Origin of the sequence: Ensifer sp. Root558, assembly GCF_001427045.1 — a bacterium.
Lineage (GTDB): Bacteria > Pseudomonadota > Alphaproteobacteria > Rhizobiales > Rhizobiaceae > Ensifer > Ensifer adhaerens.
The window spans coordinates 607,714-630,106 of the sequence record NZ_LMGC01000023.1 but is presented as its reverse complement, the minus strand read 5'-3'; the positions used below and the strand labels follow the sequence as shown (position 1 = coordinate 630,106).

22 protein-coding genes are annotated in these 22,393 nt (G+C 62.4%); 13 read left to right on the top strand and 9 right to left on the bottom strand.

Annotated features, from left to right (window positions below):
* Positions 1 to 18: 18 nt before the first annotated feature.
* Both ASD63_RS35225 and ASD63_RS22875 read right to left on the bottom strand, forming a co-directional pair.
* On the bottom strand, positions 19 to 597 hold the full coding sequence (locus tag ASD63_RS35225; protein WP_034801020.1) for a hypothetical protein: 579 nt from the start codon (positions 595 to 597) through the stop codon (positions 19 to 21).
* Between the two features lie 116 nt (positions 598 to 713).
* Positions 714 to 1,352 carry a PRC-barrel domain-containing protein gene (locus ASD63_RS22875; protein WP_034801021.1) on the bottom strand — a complete coding sequence of 213 codons (639 nt, stop codon included), beginning with the start codon at positions 1,350 to 1,352 and terminating at the stop codon, positions 714 to 716.
* A gap of 355 nt (positions 1,353 to 1,707) precedes the next feature.
* On the opposite strand from ASD63_RS22875, the gene ASD63_RS22870 reads away from it, so the two are divergent.
* Positions 1,708 to 2,802: a hypothetical protein gene (locus ASD63_RS22870; protein WP_051659570.1), complete on the top strand. Its 1,095-nt coding sequence runs from the start codon at positions 1,708 to 1,710 to the stop codon at positions 2,800 to 2,802.
* Positions 2,803 to 2,865: 63 nt separating this feature from the next.
* On the opposite strand, the gene ASD63_RS22865 is transcribed toward ASD63_RS22870, so the two are convergent.
* The 5 genes from ASD63_RS22865 to ASD63_RS22845 form a co-directional block, all read right to left on the bottom strand.
* A complete protein-coding gene (locus tag ASD63_RS22865; RefSeq protein WP_034801023.1) occupies positions 2,866 to 4,590 on the bottom strand; it encodes an IlvD/Edd family dehydratase in 1,725 nt (574 codons plus the stop codon).
* 96 nt (positions 4,591 to 4,686) lie between these two features.
* Positions 4,687 to 5,571, bottom strand: a complete 885-nt coding sequence (locus ASD63_RS22860; RefSeq protein ID WP_034801025.1) for an SMP-30/gluconolactonase/LRE family protein — start codon at positions 5,569 to 5,571, stop codon at positions 4,687 to 4,689.
* Complete coding sequence (locus ASD63_RS22855) at positions 5,571 to 6,206, bottom strand: 2-dehydro-3-deoxy-6-phosphogalactonate aldolase (protein WP_034801028.1); 636 nt, start codon at positions 6,204 to 6,206, stop codon at positions 5,571 to 5,573. The genes ASD63_RS22860 and ASD63_RS22855 overlap by 1 nt, the downstream gene beginning before the upstream one ends.
* Positions 6,207 to 6,221: 15 nt before the next feature.
* Positions 6,222 to 7,142, bottom strand: coding sequence for a 2-dehydro-3-deoxygalactonokinase (locus ASD63_RS22850; RefSeq protein ID WP_177235696.1), 921 nt, complete (start codon positions 7,140 to 7,142; stop codon positions 6,222 to 6,224).
* Positions 7,139 to 7,909, bottom strand: coding sequence for an SDR family oxidoreductase (locus ASD63_RS22845; protein WP_060529839.1), 771 nt, complete (start codon positions 7,907 to 7,909; stop codon positions 7,139 to 7,141). Before ASD63_RS22845 ends, ASD63_RS22850 begins: the two co-directional genes overlap by 4 nt.
* A gap of 154 nt (positions 7,910 to 8,063) precedes the next feature.
* Between ASD63_RS22845 and ASD63_RS22840 the strand changes: the two genes are divergently transcribed.
* From ASD63_RS22840 to ASD63_RS22785, 12 genes are all read left to right on the top strand, one after another.
* Complete coding sequence (locus ASD63_RS22840; protein ID WP_051659582.1) at positions 8,064 to 8,882, top strand: IclR family transcriptional regulator; 819 nt, start codon at positions 8,064 to 8,066, stop codon at positions 8,880 to 8,882.
* Between the two features lie 195 nt (positions 8,883 to 9,077).
* Positions 9,078 to 9,818, top strand: coding sequence for an autoinducer binding domain-containing protein (locus tag ASD63_RS22835; protein WP_034801035.1), 741 nt, complete (start codon positions 9,078 to 9,080; stop codon positions 9,816 to 9,818).
* Positions 9,819 to 9,960: 142 nt separating this feature from the next.
* A complete protein-coding gene (locus tag ASD63_RS22830; protein ID WP_051659571.1) occupies positions 9,961 to 10,734 on the top strand; it encodes a LuxR family transcriptional regulator in 774 nt (257 codons plus the stop codon).
* Positions 10,735 to 11,194: 460 nt separating this feature from the next.
* On the top strand, positions 11,195 to 12,358 hold the full coding sequence (locus ASD63_RS22825) for an Mrp/NBP35 family ATP-binding protein (protein ID WP_034801037.1): 1,164 nt from the start codon (positions 11,195 to 11,197) through the stop codon (positions 12,356 to 12,358).
* 362 nt (positions 12,359 to 12,720) lie between these two features.
* The gene (locus ASD63_RS22820) at positions 12,721 to 13,698 is read left to right on the top strand and encodes a magnesium transporter CorA family protein (protein ID WP_034801039.1); all 978 of its coding nucleotides are present in this window, start codon (positions 12,721 to 12,723) and stop codon (positions 13,696 to 13,698) included.
* Positions 13,699 to 13,714: 16 nt separating this feature from the next.
* A complete protein-coding gene (locus ASD63_RS22815; protein ID WP_060529838.1) occupies positions 13,715 to 15,616 on the top strand; it encodes a potassium transporter Kup in 1,902 nt (633 codons plus the stop codon).
* Positions 15,617 to 15,962: 346 nt separating this feature from the next.
* The gene (locus ASD63_RS22810) at positions 15,963 to 17,084 is read left to right on the top strand and encodes a cell wall hydrolase (protein ID WP_051659572.1); all 1,122 of its coding nucleotides are present in this window, start codon (positions 15,963 to 15,965) and stop codon (positions 17,082 to 17,084) included.
* Positions 17,085 to 17,385: 301 nt separating this feature from the next.
* On the top strand, positions 17,386 to 17,745 hold the full coding sequence (locus ASD63_RS22805; RefSeq protein ID WP_034801042.1) for an AtpZ/AtpI family protein: 360 nt from the start codon (positions 17,386 to 17,388) through the stop codon (positions 17,743 to 17,745).
* Positions 17,746 to 17,805: 60 nt separating this feature from the next.
* Entirely contained in the window at positions 17,806 to 18,558 is a 753-nt protein-coding gene (locus ASD63_RS22800) for a F0F1 ATP synthase subunit A (RefSeq protein WP_034801044.1), read from the top strand.
* A gap of 82 nt (positions 18,559 to 18,640) precedes the next feature.
* Complete coding sequence (locus tag ASD63_RS22795; RefSeq protein WP_025426100.1) at positions 18,641 to 18,868, top strand: F0F1 ATP synthase subunit C; 228 nt, start codon at positions 18,641 to 18,643, stop codon at positions 18,866 to 18,868.
* A gap of 76 nt (positions 18,869 to 18,944) precedes the next feature.
* Positions 18,945 to 19,562 carry a F0F1 ATP synthase subunit B gene (locus tag ASD63_RS22790; protein ID WP_034801046.1) on the top strand — a complete coding sequence of 206 codons (618 nt, stop codon included), beginning with the start codon at positions 18,945 to 18,947 and terminating at the stop codon, positions 19,560 to 19,562.
* A gap of 13 nt (positions 19,563 to 19,575) precedes the next feature.
* The gene (locus ASD63_RS22785; RefSeq protein ID WP_034801048.1) at positions 19,576 to 20,061 is read left to right on the top strand and encodes a F0F1 ATP synthase subunit B; all 486 of its coding nucleotides are present in this window, start codon (positions 19,576 to 19,578) and stop codon (positions 20,059 to 20,061) included.
* A gap of 299 nt (positions 20,062 to 20,360) precedes the next feature.
* Here ASD63_RS22785 and ASD63_RS22780 read toward each other — a convergent pair whose 3' ends face one another.
* Both ASD63_RS22780 and ASD63_RS22775 read right to left on the bottom strand, forming a co-directional pair.
* Positions 20,361 to 21,011, bottom strand: coding sequence for a ribonuclease HII (locus tag ASD63_RS22780; RefSeq protein WP_060529837.1), 651 nt, complete (start codon positions 21,009 to 21,011; stop codon positions 20,361 to 20,363).
* Positions 21,012 to 21,228: 217 nt separating this feature from the next.
* On the bottom strand, positions 21,229 to 22,386 hold the full coding sequence (locus ASD63_RS22775; protein ID WP_034801053.1) for a PA0069 family radical SAM protein: 1,158 nt from the start codon (positions 22,384 to 22,386) through the stop codon (positions 21,229 to 21,231).
* Positions 22,387 to 22,393: the final 7 nt, after the last annotated feature.

Below are 22,393 nucleotides of genomic sequence, written 5' to 3'. Positions count from 1 at the left end.
GGCATTCTCGGTCGCCTTTCAAGGAACAGGAAACGACATCGTCGAAAGATCCGCTGCTGCAGCCTTCCCGCCTGAGCCGACGACCTCGTCGTGTCGAGCTGGGATATCATCGCCGGGACGGTGAAGCCGGAGGGGCCGGTGCCGCTCTATGACGACAACGGCGCCTATAGCGGCATGATGGCGGCCGAGCTGATCGCGCGAGGCGGCGGCGAGCAGATCGTCTCGCCCGAGCGCATGTTCGCGCCCGAGGTCGGGGGCATGAACCATGTGCCCTATGCGACCGCCTTTGCCGAACACAATGTCCGGGTGACGATCAACACGCGGCTGAAATCCGTTCGGCGGGAGTGCAATGGCCTTGTTGCGACGCTCGGTTCCGATTTTTCGGACAAGGCAACGATCAAGGGGCGTGTCGCGCCACTGGTGGTCGAGGTGCCGATGGACGACCTCTGTCGTGAACTCGAGCTGCTTTCTCGGAAGCTGGGGGGCGTCGATTACAAGGCGCTGCTTCGCGGTGAGAACCCCACCCCGCAGAAAAACCTCGATGCCCGCTTCGACATGTTCCGGATCGGCGATGACGTCGCCAGCCGCAACATCCACGCGGGCATTTACGATGCCTACGCGACGGAGTGCTCGTCTGACGCAAAGCCAAGGCGGCGGTGCCTGGCACCGCCGCCCGTTGGAAGGCGTACTGAACAGCTTGGAATGCTACGACGTTACTGCTGCGGCTGTTCGGTACCCTGCTGCATCGGCTGCGCCGGTGCAGTAGTCGTGGTCGAAGAGGTCGTCGACGTGTCAACCGGCTGGTTGGCGTTCTGTTCGGCAACCTGCTGCGCCTTCGTCTTGAACTCCGGAGCCGACTTCAGCGTATCGGCGGTTTCGGTGGTCGTCAGCTTCAGCTTGTCCGTGTTGGGCTGCTCGGCGATCGTGATGCGATCAAACGGAACCGCTACGTCCTTTTCGCCGAGACCCAGGAAGCCGCCGACACCGATTACGGCCGCTTCCACGCCGCCATCCTTCTTCATGATCAGGTCGTTGATCTCGCCGATGCTTTCGTCACCGGCATTGTAGACGCTCTGGCCGATATAGGTGCTGGTTGCGATCTGGTCGCTTGCCTGCTCGGTCAGATAGGTGGCGTCCGATTGCGCCATATCAGCGGTCTTGGTTTCCGTGATCGGCGGCTTCGTTTCAGCCTGATCGGCCGGAGCCATGGCGTCCGGGGCGGGCTGCGCCGGCTGCATTGTCTGCGGCTGTTCCATCGGCTTGGTTGCGTCCTGCGCGAAAGCCACCGGGGCGACAGTAAGACCCGCGAAGAGCGCGCCGGCTGCGACGGTTGTTACGAGTTTCTTGATCATCTCAAACTGCCTTTCCTTGACGTTTCGATCAGGGCGCGGCCTGGCTTCTGCCGCCAGGTCGACCGCGCCGGTGATATGGTGTCAACGCCCGGGAGCCCGAACGGTTCCGGAAAAAATAGTCAAAGTTTCAGGTCGAAAGGTCCGTTGCCGGTGAACGTGACCCTCGTCCGCGATTTTCCAAGGATTGTCGGCAATCTCGCGCGGACATGTATTTTGGATTTCGAATATATGTATTTTAGTGATCAATTATGTACTTTGGGTCATTCATGAATTCTTGAGCGTTCTTGTCGATACTTGGCAGATGGCAGGAAATAGCGCGCAGCGTCGTCACCCTGTTATCCCGGGATGGTTTTCGATGTTTTTGCCGCGCCGCTTTCTTTCTGTTTCCTTGCTCTCCGTTCTGGCGATGGCCGGCCTCGTTCTGATCGAGCGCAATCTTTTTGGGCTGCGCTATTTTTCGGAACGGGTTCCTGGCGTCGAGCCCTACAATCTCTGGCATGCCTGGGTGGCGCTGAGCCTGTCACTCGCGGCGGTTCAGGGCTTTACCCGCGATGCCGCCTGGCTGGGCGCGCCGGAGCTGCGGCTGGCGTCCGGCCGCGAGCTTGGGCTTTGTGTCGCCGGCTGGATGCTCGCCGTGCTGATGGCGCTGGTGTTCGTTGCCGATCCCCTCGGTTTCAGCCTTCTGGCGCGTGAAGACGGCCTGGTCGAATGGGCCTCTGCCCTGCTGATCTTCATCGCCAGCGGTTTCTTTGCGTTTGCTGCCGTCGGGCAACTGCGCGTGGCCCGTTCAGGAATGGGACGTCGCGCCTGGATGGCCGCGGCTTTTGCAGCGCTTCTGGCGCTTTGCTTCTTCGTGGTCGGCATGGAGGAGATATCCTGGATGCAGCGCGTCTTCGGTATCGCCACGCCGGAGGGCCTGCTCGCGCTCAACAAGCAGCAGGAATTGAACCTGCACAACATCTCCACCGGCTTCTCGGAACTGCTCTACTACACCGGCAGCTTCTTCCTTTTGACGCTGGCGCCCTTCGTCTGGCTCTATCTGCGCAAGAGCATCAGCCTTGGTCGGCTCGATGCTTTTGCGCCGAGCGTGCTGGTGCTGGCGGCAAGCGCCCCGATGGCCGCCTTCAACAGCGACAACTGGAGCATGTTGCCGACGCAGATGATGGTGATGATGACCGTGATCATACTGCTGATGGTTGCCGATATCGCGCTGAGGGCAGGGCACTGGCGCGAGTTCATCGTGCTGACGGCAGGCGCCATTCTGATCGTCGCGATCCAGGAGCTGTTCATTCTCCAGGCTTCCACGCTCGTGCGCCTTTGGGACCCGACCGAGTACAAGGAGTTTTTCATTGCGCTCGGGCTCGCCATCTACGGCTTTGAAACCTGGTCGCGACTGCGTTCGCCGGCCGCAAGGCTTTCGCCGTTGGGCTCCCGTCCCCTGGCCGGATAAAAATACCCCGCCTGACGGGCGGGGTATTTGAAACGCGTCTGCCTCGAACTGCGTCCGAAGCCGTCAGTGGCTTTCGCGCAGCACTTCGCTGCCGCTGCCGCCGACGAGGAAGTCGAGGTCCGCACCCTTGTCTGCCTGCAGCACCGTGTCCTGGTAGAGCTTGTAGTAGCCGCGGGTCCATTTCTGCGGCGGCGCCTGCCAGGCGGCCATGCGCGTGGCAAACTCTTCCTCGCTGATCATCAGGTTGAGCTCGCCCTTCATCGCGTCGAGGCGGATGCGGTCGCCGGTCTTGACGATGGCGAGCGGCCCGCCGGCATTCGATTCCGGGCTGACATGCAGGACCACGGTGCCGAAGGCGGTACCGGACATGCGGGCGTCGGACACGCGCACCATGTCGCGCACGCCCTTTTCGACGAGGCGCCGCGGGATCGGCATGTTGCCGACCTCGGCCATTCCCGGATAGCCCTTGGGTCCGCAGCCCTTGAGCACGAGGATCGTGTCTTCGGTCACCGGCAGGTCCGGATCGTCAATCTTCGCCTTCAGCTCCTCGATCGTCTCGAAGACATAGGCCGGACCTTCATGGACGAGGAGATGCTCGCTTGCGGCCGACGGCTTGATGACGGCGCCGTTTGGGGCAAGGTTGCCCTTGAGCACGCGAATGCCGGCGGCAGCCCGCAGCGGATTGTCGAGGGGGCGGATGACGTCGTCGTTGTAGACTTCGGCATCCTCCCAGTATTTGCTGATCGGCACGCCGAAGACTGTCGGCGCGTCGGCATGCAGCAGATGCTGTATGCGGTTCATCACCGCCGGCAGGCCGCCGGCATAGGCGAGGTCTTCGATCAGATACTTGCCGGACGGCATGCAGTTGACGATGCACGGCACCTGGCTGCCGACGCGGTCGAAATCTTCAAGACAGAGATCAACGCCGGCGCGGCCGGCGATCGCCAGCATGTGCACGACGGCATTGGTCGAGCCGCCGACGGCGGCGTTGGCAATGATGCCGTTCTCGAAATTCTTCTTGGTCAGCACCTTCGACAGGCGCAGGTCTTCATGCACCATCTCGACGATGCGTTTGCCGGTCATGTGCGACAGCGCCATGCGGCGGGCGTCGACGGCCGGCAGCGCCGCATTGGTCGGCAGCGACAGGCCCATCGCCTCGACGATCGACGCCATGGTGGTGGCCGTGCCCATCGTCATGCACACACCCGGTGAGCGCGACATGCCGCTTTCTGCCGCCATGAATTCCTGCATGCTCATATCACCGGCGCGTACGGCCTCGGAGAACTTCCAGACATCCGTGCCGGAGCCGATGTCCTTGCCCTTCCACTTGCCGTTCAGCATCGGGCCGGAGGAGACGACGATCGTCGGCAGGTCGACCGACGCCGCACCCATCAACTGGCCGGGGGTTGTCTTGTCGCAGCCGCCGAGCAGCACCACGCCGTCGATGCCATAGGCGCGGATCGCCTCTTCGACATCCATGGCAAGCAGATTGCGAAAGAGCATCGCGGTCGGGCGCATCTGCGTCTCGCCGAGCGAAGACACCGGGAACTCGACCGGGAAACCGCCGGCCTCCCACACGCCACGCTTCACGCCCTCTGCCAGAATGCGCAGATGGCTGTTGCAGGGCGTGAGTTCCGACCAGGTGTTGCAAATGCCGATAATCGGGCGGCCGTCGAAAACGTGGTCCGGAAATCCCTGGTTCTTCATCCAGGAGCGATGGATAAACCCATCCTTGTCGGTGCCGCCGTACCAGTGACGGCTGCGCAGTTCTTTCTTCTTGTCGCTCATGCGAGCTTCCTCCTCACCATGCGATCAAACGCGTGGCTGAATTGTATGACTTTTTATTGGCGCTTCGCCAAGAGTTACTCGGCCAAGAATTTCCGGTCAGAGACGGAAAGACGGTTCGAACCGGCCCTTGACACTGACGCCGAGATCGAAGGCCTTGCCGGCATGCGGGTCCGCCGCACGCGTTGCCTCGTCCATGTCCTGCCAGGCGGATGTCACCAGCATGCGGTCGGCCTTCGCTCCGATGAAGGCGGTACAGCTCGGCTGGCTCGTCGGCACGGCGTAGCGCGCGATGCGCGCGCCGTCGGGGCGGTAGACATCGACCGTGCCGCTGCCCCAGCGGGCGTTCCAGATCAGGCCGTCGGCATCGCACACGGAGCCGTCGATACCGCCAGCTTCGCCACTGCCGTCGACGAGCAGGCTCGGTTCGCCTTTCGGCAGCCCGGTCGCGGCGTCGATATCGACGCGCATCAGGTGATTGATGTCGGTATCGACGAAATAGGCGACGGTTCCATCCGGCGAGAAGCAGATGCTGTTGGGAATGGTGATGGCGGCATAGAGCTTCGTCACCTTGCTGCCGGCGACGTGATAGATCGCGCCGGAGCCCTTTTCGGCGCTGCGGCCCATGGTGCCGATCCAGAGCGAACCGGACGCATGAACCCGGCCGTCGTTCGAGCGATTGATGGGTTCGTCCTCAAGCGTGGTCAGCAGGCTGAAGGCACCGGTCCGCGTATCCCGGATGAAGAGGCCCTGGTCGGAGGCGATCAGCTGCCGGGTCGGATCGATGACGGCGAGCACGCTGCCGAGGAAGGGTAGGGCGTGCACGGACTTGCGCCCGCTTTCGAGGTGCAGTTCATGCAGTTCCTGGCCCTTAATGTTGAACCACCAGGCAGTGCCGGTGGCCGGGTCATAGGTCGGACCTTCGCCGAGGATCGACGTCGCTTCGCAGAGAATGCTGCCGGAAAAGGGGATGGTGTCGCTCATCAGCGCGCTCCGTAGACGGCGTCGTAGGCCTTGATGGTGGCAACGGCGCGCTCGCGCACTTCAGCCGCGCTCATGCCGGGCTTGTAGAGGCTGGAACCAAGACCGAAGCTGCGGATGCCGGCCTTGGCATAGTCGCCGAAATTCGCGTCCGAAACGCCACCGACGGCAGCGATTTCCAGCTCTGGCGGCAGGATCGCGCGGATCGCGGTGATGCCGGACGGGCCGAGCACGCTTGCCGGGAAGAACTTGAGGCCGGTGGCGCCCGCCGCCGCGGCCGAAAGCGCCTCGGTCGGGGTGAGCACGCCTGGCATGGTCACCATGCCCTTTTTGGCGGCGAGAGAAATCACCGCCGGCTCGACATTGGGGCTCACCATCAGGCGGCCGCCGACATCGGCGAGTTGTTCCACCTGTGTCGTCGTCAGCACCGTGCCGGCGCCGATCAGGCATCCCTCGGGCGCCATCTTCACTGCCGTCTCGATCGAGCGGAACGGATCGGGCGAATTCAGCGGGATCTCGATCGCGGAGAAGCCGGTCTCGATCAGGGCACCAACGACGCCTGCGGTTTCCTCGGGCTTGAGGCCGCGCAGGATCGCGATCAGCGGGTACTTCATCGACGGAAAGGGAATGCGGGTCATGAGCGTGTCTTTCGTTCAGAGGGGCCAGATCGCCTGGGCGGCGGTCGAAAGGCCGGAGCGGACGGCCGTGTCGGCATCGACCACCTGAAGAGGGCAGTCGAGGCTTTCGAGCGCAGCCTGATAAAGCGTACCAAGGGATCCGGAGGCGACGAGGCAGATGCTGTCGATCGTCTTGGCTGAAGCCAACGCGCCGGCGATCTCCAGGCCGATCAGCGTGCCCGACAGCAATGCCTTGGCGTCGGTCGCGCTTGCGCCGTGCAGCAATTGGCCTGAGCGCGCGCCGAAGATCAGGCTGGTGGCGAGCGCCGGATTTGTGCGTGCCTCGGCCACCGCCGCCGCAAAGGCGGGATGATCGCCGGTAAACGCATGCGCGTCGGCGATCGAGTGGCTGAGGATCGAGTGCTTGGAGATCACGTCGAACAATTCGCCGGTCATGAAGGTGGAAAAGCCGCTGACGGCGCCGTCTTCGAGCCGCACCCATTTGCTGTGTGTGCCCGGCATGCAGACGAGATGTAGACCGCGACCGAGGTCGCTTGCCGCGCCGAGCAATTGCGTCTCCTCGCCGCGCATCACATCCGGGTGCCGCCGATCACGCTGCGCCAGACCCGGCAGGATACGGATGTCGCGATCGAGATCCGGCACTGCCACGGCATGGGAGGCGATATCGGCGAGCGCGGCCGGCGTATCGAGGTAGCCGGCCTCCACCCAACCCTGCTTGGCCCCGGCCATGCCGCAGATGATCGCCGGCAGGTGGCCTGGCGCATCGACGGCGGCCAGGTGCTTTTCGAGGATCGCATGGAACCCGGCCTTGTTGGCCGTGGTCATGCCTTCGCCGCTTCGGCGCTCGGCGAGCACCGAGCCGTCCTCGCCGATGATCCACAGCCGGAAACTCGTGGTTCCCCAGTCGACCGCGGCATAATAGGCTGCCGTCATCAAAGTGCGCCTCCATCGATGATCATTGTTTGCGCGGTCATGCCCGACGAGCACGCCGACGCGAGAAAAAGGCAAGGGCCGACGAGATCGTCGGCGGTGAGGCTGCGCTTCAGGCACTGCCGTTCCTGCATGCCGGCGATTGCCGCGTCGCTCAGCCACAGCCGTTTCTGGCGCTCGGTGACGATCATGCCGGGCAGGATCGCGTTGACGCGGATGTTGTCCTGGCCGAGCTTTCCGGCGAGCGATTTGGTCAGGCCGACGATCGCGGCTTTCGCCGTCGCATAGGCCGGGATTTCGGCCATGTTGAGCAGATAGGCGATCGACGAGAAATTGACAATCGACCCGCCGCCGGCTTCGCGCATATGCGGCGCAACCGCCTGGCTCATGAAGAAGAGGTGCCTGAGGTTGACCGCCTGGCTCTCGTCCCAGCTCTCTTCGGTCACGCTTTCCAGTGGCTCGCGATCGTCGCGCGCCGCATTGTTGACGAGCACGTGGAGCGCGCCGAGAGCGGCCGCCGCAGTCTGCGCGGCCTTTTTTACCGCTTCGATGTCGCGCAAATCGGCGGGAATATAGACCGGTGCCGTGCTTGCCTTGATGGCGAGCCTTTCGACGAGGTCGAGGCTTGCCCTCTCGTCGATATCGACGAAGGCCACCCGTGCACCCTGGTCGACGAAACCCTCGACAAGCGCTGCGCCAATGCCGGAACCGCCACCGGTGACCAGCACCGCGCGGTCTTTGAGATCATGAAATTGTGCCTTCGGCACCGGCATATTCCTGTATCCCCGATCAGTCCTATGGTGAAGATTTGTTCCATTATTTGGAACTTGATTTTATTATATGGAATTATCACGTCGAAGCGTCTACCTTGTCAAGGTCGCGCGCCCGATCGCGCGACTGCAATCGGAAACAAACAAGCGAGCGACGATGACGGATGAAGCGGCAGGCGGAGGGGACGAAGTGCGTGCGGAGGCTGGCACGGGCACGCTCGGCAAGGCAATCACCGTCCTGGAAGCGGTGGTCACCGCCGATGGCCCGCAGCGTTTTACCGATATTCTCGCCCGGTCCGGCCAGCCGCGCGGCACGTTGTACCGGCTGCTCAGCCATCTGGTCGAGGAAGGACTGCTGATCCAGCGCCGCGACCTCTCCTATGAGCCTGGCCTTCGGCTGCTGACGCTGGCCTATCGTTCCTGGTCCGCCAATCGCTTTCGCGACGTTGCCGAGCCTCACCTGCAGCGATTGCACGAACTGACCGGTGAGACCGTGCATCTCGGCATTCTGCGCGAGACCGAGATCGTCTATGTCGACAAGGTAGAAAGCCGCCAGACGGTGCGCATGAGTTCGCAGATCGGCAAGGCGTCGCCGGCCTATTGCACTGGCATCGGCAAGGCGGCCCTGTCCTTGCTTGGACAGCCGGAGTTGGAAGGTATTTTGGCCCGAACCGAGTTTCAGGCCTTCACGCCGCACACCCATCGCTCGGCCGCCACCTTGCTGGCGGAGATCGAGGAAATCCGGCGCGACGGCCACGCCTTCGACCGCGAGGAACATGAAACGGAGATCCGCTGCGTTGCAGCACCTATCCTCATTCCCGGCAGCGAACTTGCGGCCGGCCTGTCGGTGACCGGGCCCGCCTATCGGGTGACCATGGAACAATTGTCGGCCTGGGCGGCAGCGGTTCGGGCAGCGGCGCAAGCGGTTGGCGAGGACGCGGCGATCCGTCTTGGGCCCGGCCGTGGTGGACCTTGAATTCACTTTACGGTAAATTAGAAACATCGACTGGACGTGGCGCGTCTCGCTCGATAGCTTTAATATATCAGACTCAGGTTCGTGGATGGTCTTAGTCTGGTTCGTTTTTGGTATTGGTATAAATTTTTGACGTGATCTTCATGCGGCGTCAGCGGCCGGTTCCCGCATGGAACCGGATGTGGAAAAGGGCGGAAGATGATTGATTTCAGCGCGAATTTGTCGGCGTTGGCGCTTCCTGATGGGCGAACCATCCGTGGGCCGATTTGTTGCGAAGAGGATATCAGGCGCGTGATCGCCCAGGTTGCGGATTCCTACGGTTTCCGTGGTTTCCTGGTGCTTGCCATTCCGGAAACGGAGAGCAACAGCCTGTCCGTCAACGCCTTGATGACGAACTACCCGGCCGCCTTTCTCAAAGGCTATGACAGTGCCGGCTTGATCAATGGCAGCCCGGTGATCCAGCGGCTTCGGCGCAGCACCATCCCCTTTACCTACGACGCGCACCAGCTTGCGCGCCGCCGAGCCGACGGCAAGGGCGATGCGGCGGTCTGCGTCTTCGAGCAGGCGAACATGCCGCGCGGCCTCTATCTGCCGGTGCACGATGCGAGCGGCCACCGCGCCGCGATCGCCTTTGGCGGCGACCGTCCCGTGGTTTCCAATGACGAGCTTCAGGAGCTCAACCTTTGGGCCGGCGTGCTCTACAGCAAATACATGGAGGTGCGCGATCGCGACAAGCGCGGTGCGGGAAGCCTTTCACGCCGCGAGGTCGAGTGCCTGCGCTGGGCGGCCGCCGGCAAGACCACCAGTGAAATGGCGAAAATTCTGGCGCTGTCCGAATATACCGTCAACCACTACCTCAACCGGGCAACGCGCAAGCTGGATTCGGTCAATCGCGTTCAGACCGTCGCAAAGGCCGTGCGCGCCGGGTTGATCAACTGATCGCCGGCACGCGTCGCGCGCGAGCTGATGGCAATATCGGCCTTCACGAGGGGAAATACACAGACTTTTGGGTCGAAGCGGCAGGGATTTTCGATCATCTGTTGGCATTGGCAGGCGGCTCGGTCTATTTGATACGTGATGAATGCCATGGAACGCGCGAATGCAGGATACGATGACGACCGGGATGACTGACGCAGATCTGCCCCGGGGCGGCGATTTCGCGTCCGAGATCGCAAAGCTTGAGACCCAGTTCGATATCATCCGCTATATGCGGCGGATCACGCAGGTTTTTGGCTTCAAGACGTTTCTGATCTGCTCGATCCCCTCGATCGACGTGGAGCGCCTCGCCGCGAGCACCGTCATCTCCAACATGCCGGCCGAGCTGCTGAACAAGTATGACAGCCTGTCGATGCTGCGCTTCAGCACCGGCGTGCGCCGCCTGCGCGAGACGACGACGCCGTTCCAGGTGACGCTTGCAGCCTGGGAGGGAGAGGGCGGCAAACCGGAATCGGCGGCCGAATACATCGAGATGCTGCGCGAGAACGGTATCTTCCAGGCAAGCTACTTCCCGGTTCATGACGCCGAGGGCGGCCGCGGCGCTGTCATCCTGATGGGCCCGCTGGTCGAACTGCCGATGACCGTCACCATGGAACTGCAGATGATTGCAATCCATGTCTATAACCGCCTCGCCGAAATCGGCTCCGTGTGGAAGAGTAGCGGCGCAGCACTTTCGGAGCGCGAGATCCAGTGTTTGAGCTGGACGGCTGCCGGAAAGACCAGCGCCGAGATCGCCGGCATCCTCGGGCTCTCCGAGCATACGGTCAACCACTACCTCAACCACGTGACCAAGAAGCTCGACGCCGTCAACCGCACTCAGGCGGTCGTGAAGGCGATGAAGAAGGGCTACATCAGCTAGCCCCAAGTCGGCCCTGCGCCGCAAGCCTCTTCCTGAATGTCCTCGACCTGATGCGATCGAAAGAAGCTTGGGGAAGCCCGGCATGCTGTCGCCAAGGTTCCGTCATCTGGGCGATCTGCTCCATCCTTGGACGATTTGCAGACGGTTGCTCAGAAACTGGGCATATGCCATCGCCGGCCGATGAATGGCGGTCGAGATTATCTTTTTGAAATTGCTGCCTATTTCCGCCAGATCTGAAACTGGCACGCATCCTGCATTTCTATTGGCATGTCCAGAGGGGACTAAAAAGAAGACAGCGCCCAAGAAGGTCGCGACCGAAAGGGCCACTGCCCGCCTTGAAGGTGATCCCGGATGTACGGACACCGAGGCGGGTGGTGGCCCTTCCTTTTTCCGATATGTCGCATTGGCGAAGCGCCCCGCCTCGACTATCTAAGAGATAACAAAAGAATGAGAGGGCGCGATGCCGGAAGTCACGAAAGAAGTGGTGCTTGAAAAGTTGCGCACGGTGCGTGGCCCGGGCATGGAAGGCAATATCGTCGACCTCGGGCTCGTGTCTGATGTCTTCATCTCCGACGGCAAGGCCTATTTCTCGATCACCGTGCCGGCCGAACGCGCCAAGGAACTGGAGCCGATGCGGGCTGCAGCCGAGCGCGTGGTGCGTGACATTCCCGGGATCACCGCGGCAATGGTCGCTCTGACGGCCGATCGCAAGGCAGCCGCAGGCAGCGCGCCGGTGCAGCGCCCGCAGCCGCAGGCACCGTCCCATGCAGGCCACTCCCACGCCCCGCGTCCGGCTGGCGGACCGCCCGCCAAGGCGGGGATCCCCGGCGTCGGCGCGATTATCGCCGTCGCTTCGGGCAAGGGCGGTGTCGGCAAGTCGACCACGTCGGTCAATCTGGCGCTGGCACTCCAGGCAAACGGCCTGAAAGTCGGTCTGCTCGATGCCGATATCTACGGCCCCTCGATGCCGCGGCTGCTGAAGATTTCCGGCCGGCCGCAGCAGATCGAGGGCCGGCTCATCCGCCCGATGGAAAATTACGGCCTCAAGGTCATGTCCATGGGTTTCCTCGTCGATGAGGAAGTGGCGATGATCTGGCGCGGACCGATGATCCAGTCGGCGCTTCTGCAGATGTTGCGCGAGGTCGCCTGGGGCGATCTTGACGTGCTCGTCGTCGACATGCCGCCGGGCACGGGCGACGCCCAGCTCACCATGGCCCAGCAGGTGCCGCTTGCCGGTGCCGTCATCGTCTCGACGCCGCAGGACCTGGCGCTGATCGATGCGCGCAAGGGCCTTGCCATGTTCCGCAAGGTGGAAGTCCCGGTGCTCGGCATCGTCGAGAACATGAGCTACTTCGTCGCGCCCGACACCGGAAACCGCTACGACATCTTCGGGCACGGCGGCGCCCGCAAGGAGGCAGAACGCATCGGCGTACCCTTCCTCGGCGAGGTGCCGCTAACGATGGGAATTCGCGAGACGTCGGATGCAGGAACGCCGCTGGTCGCCTCCGACCCGGCAGGCGAGGTCGCGCGCGTCTACCGCGATATCGCGACAAAGGTCTGGGAACAGGTATCGGCCACGCAGCAGGACAAGAGCCGCGCCGCGCCGAACATCGTGTTCGAGTAGTTTGTCTCGAAGCGGTTCTGCCCGGCTGCCGGGCACGAATCGTTTTGCCCTTGATTCGGTTTTGATTTAAGCAAACATGCTATAGGGTGGCGCCGAACTGGCGGCGCATGCCCGCGTGCCGGATTGCAAGAGGGCATTGATTTTGCGTTTGCGTTGCGCCATATGCCTTGCCGCACTTGCGAAGGTGCCCAACTTGACGCCCTCTCGCCCGAGATCTTGGCCTCTCGCGATGACTGAGTTGAAGACTTTGTCCTGACTGGCGGAACGTCCCATCCGATGGATCTCTATTGTGGGTATTTTGTGGCGCACGACCTTTCGCCTCTTCCATTCGACCCTAAGGTTGGCATGACGAGGACGCTCGCATGATCACCGGCTATTGCGCCGATGGCACGGCCGTCGTCCTGACGCCCGCCGACCCGCCCGAGAGCTTGCGTTCGGACCTCATCTGGCTGGATCTGGTCGAGCCGAACAAGGCGGAAGATCTGATGATGGAAAAGCTGCTCGGCATTTCCATCCCGACGCGCGACGACCTCAAGGACATCGAGCCTTCGAGCCGTCTCTATATCGAGGAGAACGCCGTGTTCATGACGGCGTCACTGGTGTTTCGTTCGGACACGGAGATACCCGGCCTGACCGACATCGGCTTCATCCTGGCGGGTAGCCGGCTCGTCACCATCCGCTATGCCGAGCCCCGATCCTTCGCCCTCTTCAAGGCGTCGATGCACCGCTTCCCCGGAAATTGCCGAGACGGCGCGGTGGTTTTGACCCGGCTCCTGGAAACGATCGCCGACCGGACCGCCGAAATTCTCGAAGAGGCCGTGACCAAGATCGACGATCTGTCGATCGCCGTCTTCGGCGACAAGGCCGCCGGCAAGCGCCGCCCGCCGCATTTTCTCGAGGCGCGCCTGCGCGACGTTGCCGGGCATCATCGTCTGGTCGCCAAGACCCGCGACAGCCTCGCCTCGCTCTCGCGCCTGCTGACATTCGTCTACACCGTTCCGCAGGTGCAGGACGACAAGGAAACGCGCGAACTCTGCCGCTCGATTTCGCGCGACATCCAATCGCTGTCCGAACATGCCGGGTTCATTTCCGGCAACATTACCTTCCTGCTCGATGCATCGCTCGGCCTGATCAACGTCGAGCAGAACGCCATCATCAAGATCTTCTCGATCGCGTCGGTCGTGCTTCTGCCGCCGACGCTGGTCGCCTCTGTCTACGGCATGAACTTCCGCGTCATGCCCGAGCTGGAATGGCAATTCGGTTATCCCTGGGCGATCGCGGCGATGGTGATATCGGCCGTGATCCCCTTTTTCTTTTTCCGCTGGAAAGGCTGGCTTTGAACGCCAGTAGGTTTGCATGACCCAATCGCATGCCCCTTCCACTCATGAGCCGAAGGACCTGCGCCGTCTGCTGGTTCTCGGGCTTGGTTCGATCGGTGTCGTCTATGGCGATATCGGCACCAGCCCGCTCTATGCCTTTCGCGAAGCGTTGCGCCCGGTTTCCCATGACGGTGTGACCGATGCGGAGATCATCGGCCTGATCTCGCTGATGATCTGGACGCTGACGATCATCGTCACGATCAAATACGTGCTGTTTCTTCTGCGCGCTGACAACCAGGGGGAGGGCGGTACGCTGTCGCTGCTTGCCCTGTTGATGAAGTCCGCCAACGGCCACGCCGCCATCCTCTTCTTCATGGGCATTGCCGGCGCCGCGCTCTTTATCGGCGACGCGATGATCACGCCGGCGCTGTCGGTTCTTTCGGCGGTCGAAGGTCTGAAGCTGGTGACGCCGGCGCTGTCGGAATATGTCGTGCCGATCGCGGTGGTCATCCTGTTGATGCTCTTTGCGGTGCAGTCGAAGGGAACCGCGGCGGTCTCGAATTTCTTCGGTCCGATCACGCTCCTCTGGTTTCTGGTGATGGGCGGCATCGGTTTCGTGCACATCTCCGACGACTTATCGATCTTCAAGGCCTTCAATCCCTACTACGCCGTGAGCTTCATGCTCAGCGAAGGCTATGTCGGCATCATCGTGCTCGGCGCCGTCTTCCTGACGGTGACCGGTGCAGAGGCGCTCTACGCCGACCTTGGCCATTTCGGCCGCCGGCCGATCCAGTGGGCCTGGTTCCTGATCGTCTTTCCGGCATTGACCCTTAACTATCTCGGCCAGGGCGCCTTCGTCCTGAAGAACCCGGAAGCGATGTCCGACCCGTTCTTCCTGATGTTCCCGAAATGGGCACTGCTGCCAGTGGTCATTCTGGCGACGGCGGCAACCATCATCGCCAGCCAGGCGGTGATAACCGGTGCCTTCTCGCTGACGCGCCAGGCGATCCATCTCGGCTTCCTGCCGCGCATGGCGATCTTCCATACGTCCGAGACCCATACTGGCCAGATCTACCTGCCGAACGTCAACACGCTCCTGATGTTCGGCGTCATGGCGCTGGTCTTCGTCTTCGGTTCGTCCGAATCGCTGGCGACCGCCTACGGCATCTCGGTGACCGGCGCGATGGTGGTGACGACGGTGCTTTCCTTCGAGTTCCTGCGCATGCGCTGGAACTGGTCGGCGCTTGCGGCCGCCGCTGTGCTGTTGCCGCTCTTCGCGCTGGAGTTCATCTTCCTCGGCGCCAACATGCTGAAGATCCACGACGGCGGCTACGTTCCGGTGCTGATCGCCGCCACCTTCATCATCATCATGTGGACCTGGCGGCGCGGCACCGAAATCCTGCACGCCAAGACCCGCCACATCGACATTCCGCTGGCGAGCTTCATCAAGTCGATCGAGCGCAAGAGCGAACATGCGCCGGTGGCCGTGCCCGGAACCGCCGTGTTCCTGACGAGCGATCCGGAATCGACGCCGGCCGCACTGCTCCACAACATCAAGCACAACCACGTGCTGCACAATCAGAACTTCATCCTGACGATCCGCACGGCCAATACGCCGAAGGTGCCGAAGTCGGAACGGGTGAGCATGCAGCCGTTGTCGGACCGGTTCACATTGCTCGAAATGCGCTTCGGCTTCATGGAAACGCAGAACGTCTCGCAGGCGCTCGGTCTCTTCCGCAAGTCGGGCCTGAAGTTCGACATCATGTCGACGTCCTTCTATCTCGGCCGCCGCAAGCTCGTGCCCGATGCCGAGAGCGGCATGCCGCACTGGCAGGACCGGTTGTTCATCGCGCTTGCGAATGCGGCAATCGATCCGTCGGACTACTTCCGCCTGCCAACCAACCGCGTGGTCGAACTCGGCTCGCACGTGATCATCTGACGTTTGCCCGGTCCTTGGCCGGGCCGCGGGATGGGCCGGATATACAACGCAACGAAGCCGCCTTCCGATGGGGAGGCGGCTTCGTTGCGTTGTGGGGGCATCCACCTTTCAGCGATCGCGCATTAACCAAACATCAAGGTTAATGCTTCATTTTCAAAGCACGAACGGAGCGGTCCCGGCGAAGTGTCCGGCTGCTTGATTGTCTAATCTTCCCGCGCGGAATTCTCGACGCTGGCGCATAGCCGGCGCGGGCGAAGCCGTGCCGCCTGATAGCGTTGCGTGGAGTCGGTTGGTGCGTAAGAGTCGGAACCTGCGTCTAAAGTCTCGCCTGAACCCGTCCGCCTGGATGGCGCCCGCGATCATCGGCCTTGCGCTTTATCTCGGCTTTCCCTCGTCTGTGGCCTATGCCGACCTCGCGACCTTCCTGTCCGGCATCAACCGGGGCGGCGAGCGCTGGCGCATGTATATGACGCCGTCGCCGGCCGGCTCGATCCACGAAGCCGAAATGGTGTTTGCCGATCCGGTCACCACGGGCGCGCTTGACGGCGGCGCCGGCATCACCATGCCGGACGGCAGCCGCGTCGCGCTGACCGCGGAAACCAAACATTCGGGCACGCCCGACGAAGACCGCGTCAACCGTCAGGCCAAGAAGGGTCGCGTCGTTGCCGTGACCCCGGTAACGCCGCCCAAGGATTTCTCCGCCGGCTCCATCCTGCAGCGCACCAGCTCCCTGATGGAGCCAAGCCTGGGGGAGGGGGAGAAGATGGTCTTCGCCAAGTCCCGCATCGAAGGCAAGGAGATCGAGATCGCCACCGCCTTCTACCGGAAGACGCCGCCAAAGGCGGAGCCCGGCGTTTCGCCGATGCTGGCCAAGCTCGTTACCAACGATCGCCCCGACATTCTTGCGACTGCTTACGTCCGGCCCGAGCCGGACTACGCGCGTGAATCGCCCTTCGATTCGATCCTGCGCGAAGACAGGAACGCCGGTCGCTTCATTCCCGAGATTGCGCCGGACGACCACGCCTGGGCCGCCACCGCATTGCCGGGGTCGGTCTTCAGCAAGGAAGAGCAGACCTGCCTGGCTGAAGGCATCTACTTCGAAGCCCGTAGCGAGCCGCTCAAGGGTCAGGCCGCGGTCGCGCAAGTGATTCTCAATCGCGTGCGCAATCCCACCTATCCGAAGACCATCTGCGGCGTTGTTTATCAGAACAAGGCCTGGCGCAACCGTTGCCAGTTTTCCTTCGCCTGCGACATGATCCGCGACCTTATTTATTCCCGCTCGCACTGGAAGACCGCCAAGGAAGTTGCGATGGCCGTCACCGCCGGCAAGATCTGGCTGCCGGAAGTGGGCTCTGCCACCCATTACCACGCAACCTACGTCAATCCGCCGTGGGCGAAGACGATGAAGCGGGTCGGCAAGATCGGCATGCATATATTCTATCGCACCTATGGCGGCGGCTGGAGCTGATCCGCGCCCGACGCGATTCCGCCGCCTTTCCTGCGCACACGCGGAAGGGGGGATTCCCGCCGGTCTCCGGCCGGAATCCTGCCGCGACCTTGTCGAAGATCGATGAACGTGTGCTTAACCCATTGAATTTCATGGAAAACATTGTCCACGATCAAGCGACCTGCACGCCTTGACTATGCGGGTGCCTAAAACTATGTTGCGCGCGACTTCAAATGGGGCCGAAACGTGGCTTGTGCGAAGGCCTATTGTATGACCGAAATCGCGGTCTGAGACCCGATAAGGACGACAAGGGAGTAGCCACGTGGCGGAGAAACCTGAAGAAAGTCTGGAAGCGCGGCTGAAGCAGCTCGGCGACAAGATTGAGGCCAAGAGGCCCAATACGCCTGATGTAGCGGAAGCCAGGGCCGCCGAAAGCCGTAAAGGTTATGCGGCGGCGATGAAGCTCTCGAGCGAGTTCATCGCCGGCATCGTTGTCGGGGCGTTTCTGGGCTATCTTTTGGACCACTTTGCGGGTACAGGGCCGTGGGGATTGATTATCTTCCTGCTTCTCGGCTTCTGCGCTGGCGTGCTGAATGTGCTGCGCTCGGCCGGTATGGTGGCGACACCGGAAGCCGGAAGAGGCGGTTCTGGGAATGACAAGAAGGACGGCGACGCCCGCTGAGGCGTTGCCCCGAAGAAAACGGTTTCCGCTCTCGGGCGGGTAGAACGAAAGAGAAGCGCGGTGTCAAACGATCCGACCCACCAGTTCCTGGTCAATAAGATTGTCCCGATCGAAATTGGCGGAATGGACTTTTCCTTCACCAATGCGTCGCTGTTCATGGCTGCGACCGTGGGTGTTGCCGCAGGCTTTCTTTATCTGACGACGTCGCAGCGCGGTCTTATCCCGACCCGCATGCAGTCGGTCTCGGAAATGTCCTACGAATTCATCGCCTCGATGCTGCGCGAAGGTGCCGGCAGCGGCGGCATGAAGTTCTTCCCGATGGTGTTCTCGCTGTTCATGTTCATCCTGACGGCGAACCTGCTCGGCATGATGCCCTACTTCTTCACGGTCACCAGCCAGATCATCGTCACTTTCGCTCTGGCGCTGTTCGTCATCGGTACCGTCATTCTCTACGGTTTCTACAAGCACGGTCTCGGCTTCCTGAAGCTCTTCGTGCCGCATGGCGTTCCTGGCGTCCTTCTGCCGCTCGTCGTCGCGATCGAAGTCATCTCGTTCCTTTCCCGCCCCATCAGCCTCTCGGTCCGTCTTTTCGCCAACATGCTGGCCGGGCACATCACGCTGAAGGTCTTCGCAGGCTTCGTCACCTCGCTCAGCGCCCTCGGCGCGGTCGGCATCGGTGGCGCCATCCTGCCGCTCATCATGACCGTCGCCATTACCGGTCTTGAGTTCCTCGTCTGCTTCCTCCAGGCCTATGTCTTCGCGGTACTGACTTGCATGTACCTCAACGACGCTGTCCATCCCGGAAGCCACTAAGGAATAACAGTCGCTTGCTTCCGGCCGGATCTCCGCCGGAAGCGCAATCCTAAGCCGCAACACCATTCGAAGGAGTTCAAACATGGAAGCGGAAGCAGCAAAGTACATCGGCGCAGGTCTCGCTTGCCTCGGCATGGCCGGCACGGCTCTCGGCCTCGGCAACATCTTCGGCAGCTACCTCTCTGGCGCGCTGCGTAACCCGTCGGCTGCTGACGGCCAGTTCGGCCGCCTCGTATTCGGCTTCGCCGTTACGGAAGCTCTGGGCATCTTCTCGCTGCTCGTAGCCCTGCTCCTCCTCTTCGCCGTCTAATATCGGCTGGAGTTTCGGCCGCGACCCGTCAAAAGGTCGCGGCCGCGCATATTCTTGAGTGCACCTGGAGGTGAGCATGTTTGTGACCGCGGCTTATGCCCAGCAGTCAACCACCACTGAAGGCGCCGAAGCACACGATGCCGCTGCGGCCGGTGAGGTGCACACCGAAACGGGTGTGGCTCACGAAGGCGAGGCTGGCTCCGGCGTGTTCCCGCCCTTCGATACGACCCATTTCGCATCGCAGCTGCTTTGGCTCGCGATCACGTTCGGCCTCTTCTATCTCCTGATGTCGAAGGTCATCATTCCGCGCATCGGCGGAATTCTGGAAACCCGTCACGATCGGATCGCTCAGGATCTCGATGAAGCGTCCCGCCTCAAGGGCGAAGCCGACGCTGCCATCGCTTCCTACGAGCAGGACCTGGCAGCCGCCAAGTCCAAGGGTCACAAGATCGCCGACGACGCCCGCGAATCCGCAAAAGCCAAGGCCAATGCTGACCGCACCGCCGTCGAAGCCGACCTTGCCAAGAAGATCTCGGCTGCAGAAGACCGCATCGCCGACATCAAGGCAAAAGCACTGGCCGACGTCGGCGCCATCGCCGAGGAAACCGCAACGGCTGTCGTCAAGCAGCTGATCGGCGGAACCGTCACCAAGGCCGAGATCACCGCTGCCGTCAAGGCATCGGCTGGCAACTGAGGAGCACTGAACTATGCATCTTGATGCAACTTTCTATGCCTTCGTTGGCCTGATCCTGTTCTTCGTCCTGATTGCCTATCTCAAGGTTCCGGGCATGGTCGGCAAGGCGCTCGACGCCCGCGCCGAAAAGATCGGCAACGAGCTGACCGAAGCCAAGCGCCTGCGCGAAGAAGCACAGGGCCTCGTCGCTGAGTACCAGCGCAAGCGCAAGGATGCCGAAGCGGAAGCTGCCGGCATCGTCGCTGCCGCCCAGCGCGAAGCCGAAATGCTGACCGCGGAAGCCAAGCAGAAGACCGAGGAATACGTCGTTCGTCGCACGGCTCTTTCGGAACAGAAGATCAAGCAGGCCGAAAGCGACGCGATCAACGCGGTTCGTTCCGCTGCCGTCGATCTCGCGATCGCCGCTGCCGAGAAGGTCATTGCCGCCAAGGCGGACGCCGGCGCCCAGAGCGATCTGTTCAAGAAGGCACTTGGCGACGTCAAGGCACGCTTGAACTAAGCGCTCGGACATTCGATTGAAGAAAGCCCCGCTTCGTGCGGGGCTTTTTTTATGCCTGTCTGCAGAGAACGCGCTGGCCCGAACAATGGGTGGCGCCAGCCTCCGTCAGAGATTTGCGTAGGCGTTTCGCCACATCAGGTTCGGCCGCCGAAGTAGGACCAGTGTTCAAGGGCTAGCGTAGCGCACGTCAGCACGCGCGCCGCCGGTATGGCTTTTGACGCGAGAAAAGCTGTTGACGAGATATGTCGGAAGCGGAACCGAAAACGCCTGCGTAGCGCTGGTCAGGGATTGCGCAAAGGTTAGTCGTCCCGGCGCAGCGGCCGGAAGCTCATGCGGTGCAGCGGGCAGGGGCCGTGGGTCTCGATGGCGCGACGGTGGGTCACCGTCGCATAGCCGGCATGGAGCGCGAAGCCGTAGCCGGGATGTGCGAGATCGGCACGGGCCATCATGCGGTCGCGGGTGACCTTGGCGACGATCGAAGCGGCGGCGATCGACAGCGACCGCGCATCGCCCTTGACGACCGCCTTGGCGTGGCAGGTGAGGCCGGGCGGCACGTCACGGCCGTCGACGAGCACGAAGCGTGCGTTCGAGGGCAGGCCGGCCACGGCGCGCCGCATGGCTTCAAGGCTTGCCTTGCGGATGTCGGTGGCGTCGATCGTGCCGGCCGAAGCCGAGGCGATCGACACTTCGGACGTGGCGAGGATTTCTTCGAACAGTTTTTCGCGCGCCTGCGCCGTCAGCTTCTTGCTGTCGTCGAGGCCCGCGGGAATGGCGTCCGGATCGAGGATGACGGCGGCGGCGACCACCGGTCCCGCGAGCGGCCCACGCCCGGCCTCATCCGCTCCGGCGACCGGCCAGAAGCCATCGCCCTTGGCCGAAAGCTCGAAACTGAAACCGGGCGCTTCGATGATATCGGGAAAAAGGGGAGAATCGGACGATCTGCGAGACATAAGTCTAATTCGCATGATCGACCGATTCTCTTCAAGCCCCCAAGTCCGAGTGCGGCGGCGGACGGGGGATTACCGGGGCCCACGGCGGGTAAGGGGCACCGGAACTGCTATGCGATCTGAGGCGCCCGCTATCGGGTTCGCCTGGCGGTGCGGGGCGATCATCTCTCGCTGCGCGCCGATTACGAATTGCGGATGCTACCAGGCGATCGGAAAGCCTTCAAAGAAGCGAGAGCTGCACCCCCGTTCCGAGCGGCGGCACGAAGAGATCGTCGCGCAGCTGCCGGCGCGTCGGGTTGAAGCCGAGGCGCTTGACCGCCAAGTCGAAGCGGCGGCCAATCTGCCACGCATAGGGGCCGGCGCCCTTCATGCGTTTGCCGAATTCGGCGTCATAGTCCTTGCCGCCACGCATGGAGCGGATGAGCGACATGACGTGCCGGTAGCGGTCCGGATAATTGCGCAGCAGCCAGTCGCGAAAGAGCGGGCTGACCTCGAGCGGCAGCCGCAGCAGGACATAGCTTGCTTCCGTTGCTCCGGCTGTCCTTGCTCCTTCGAGCACGCGCTCGATCTCGTGGTCGTTCAGCGCCGGAATGATAGGGGAAACGAGAACACCGGCCGGGATGCCCGCTTCGGCAAGCATGCGTATCGCCTCCAGCCGCTTGCTCGGCGTAGAGGCCCGCGGCTCCATCGTGCGGGCGAGCTTCCGGTCGAGTGTCGTGACGGAGATGCCGACGCGAACCAGTCCCTTTTCCGCCATCGGCGCCAGGATATCGATATCGCGGGTGACCATCGCTGATTTGGTGACGATCATGACCGGATGGTTGGCGTCCCGCAGCACCTCGAGGATCTGGCGCATGATGCGCCACTCCTTCTCGATCGGCTGATAGGGGTCGGTGTTGGTGCCGATGGCGATCGGCCTCACCTTGTAGTCCTGCCGCGCCAGTTCGCGCTCCAGAAGTCGCGGTGCATCCGGCTTGGCAAACAGCTTCGCTTCGAAGTCGAGGCCGGCCGATAGGCCCATATACGCGTGCGTGGGGCGGGCGAAGCAATAGATGCAACCATGCTCGCAGCCGCGATAGGGATTGATCGAGCGGTCGAAGGAGATGTCGGGAGACTCGTTCCTCGTGATCACCGTGCGCGGCTTCTCGACCTGAACCTCGGTCTTGAACGGCGGCAGATCCTCCAGGCTTTCCCAACCGTCGTCGAACGTCTCGCGGCTGCGCGGTTCGAACCTGCCGGACATGTTGATCCCGGCGCCGCGCCCCCGGCGGCGATCGATGTCGATCCGGAGGCCCGTTGCGCTCATCATCGCTTCGGCCACATCTGCCGTGTTGGCGGGCGCAAGGGCACCCTGCCTGATCTGAGACAGCTCGGTCATTGGAATC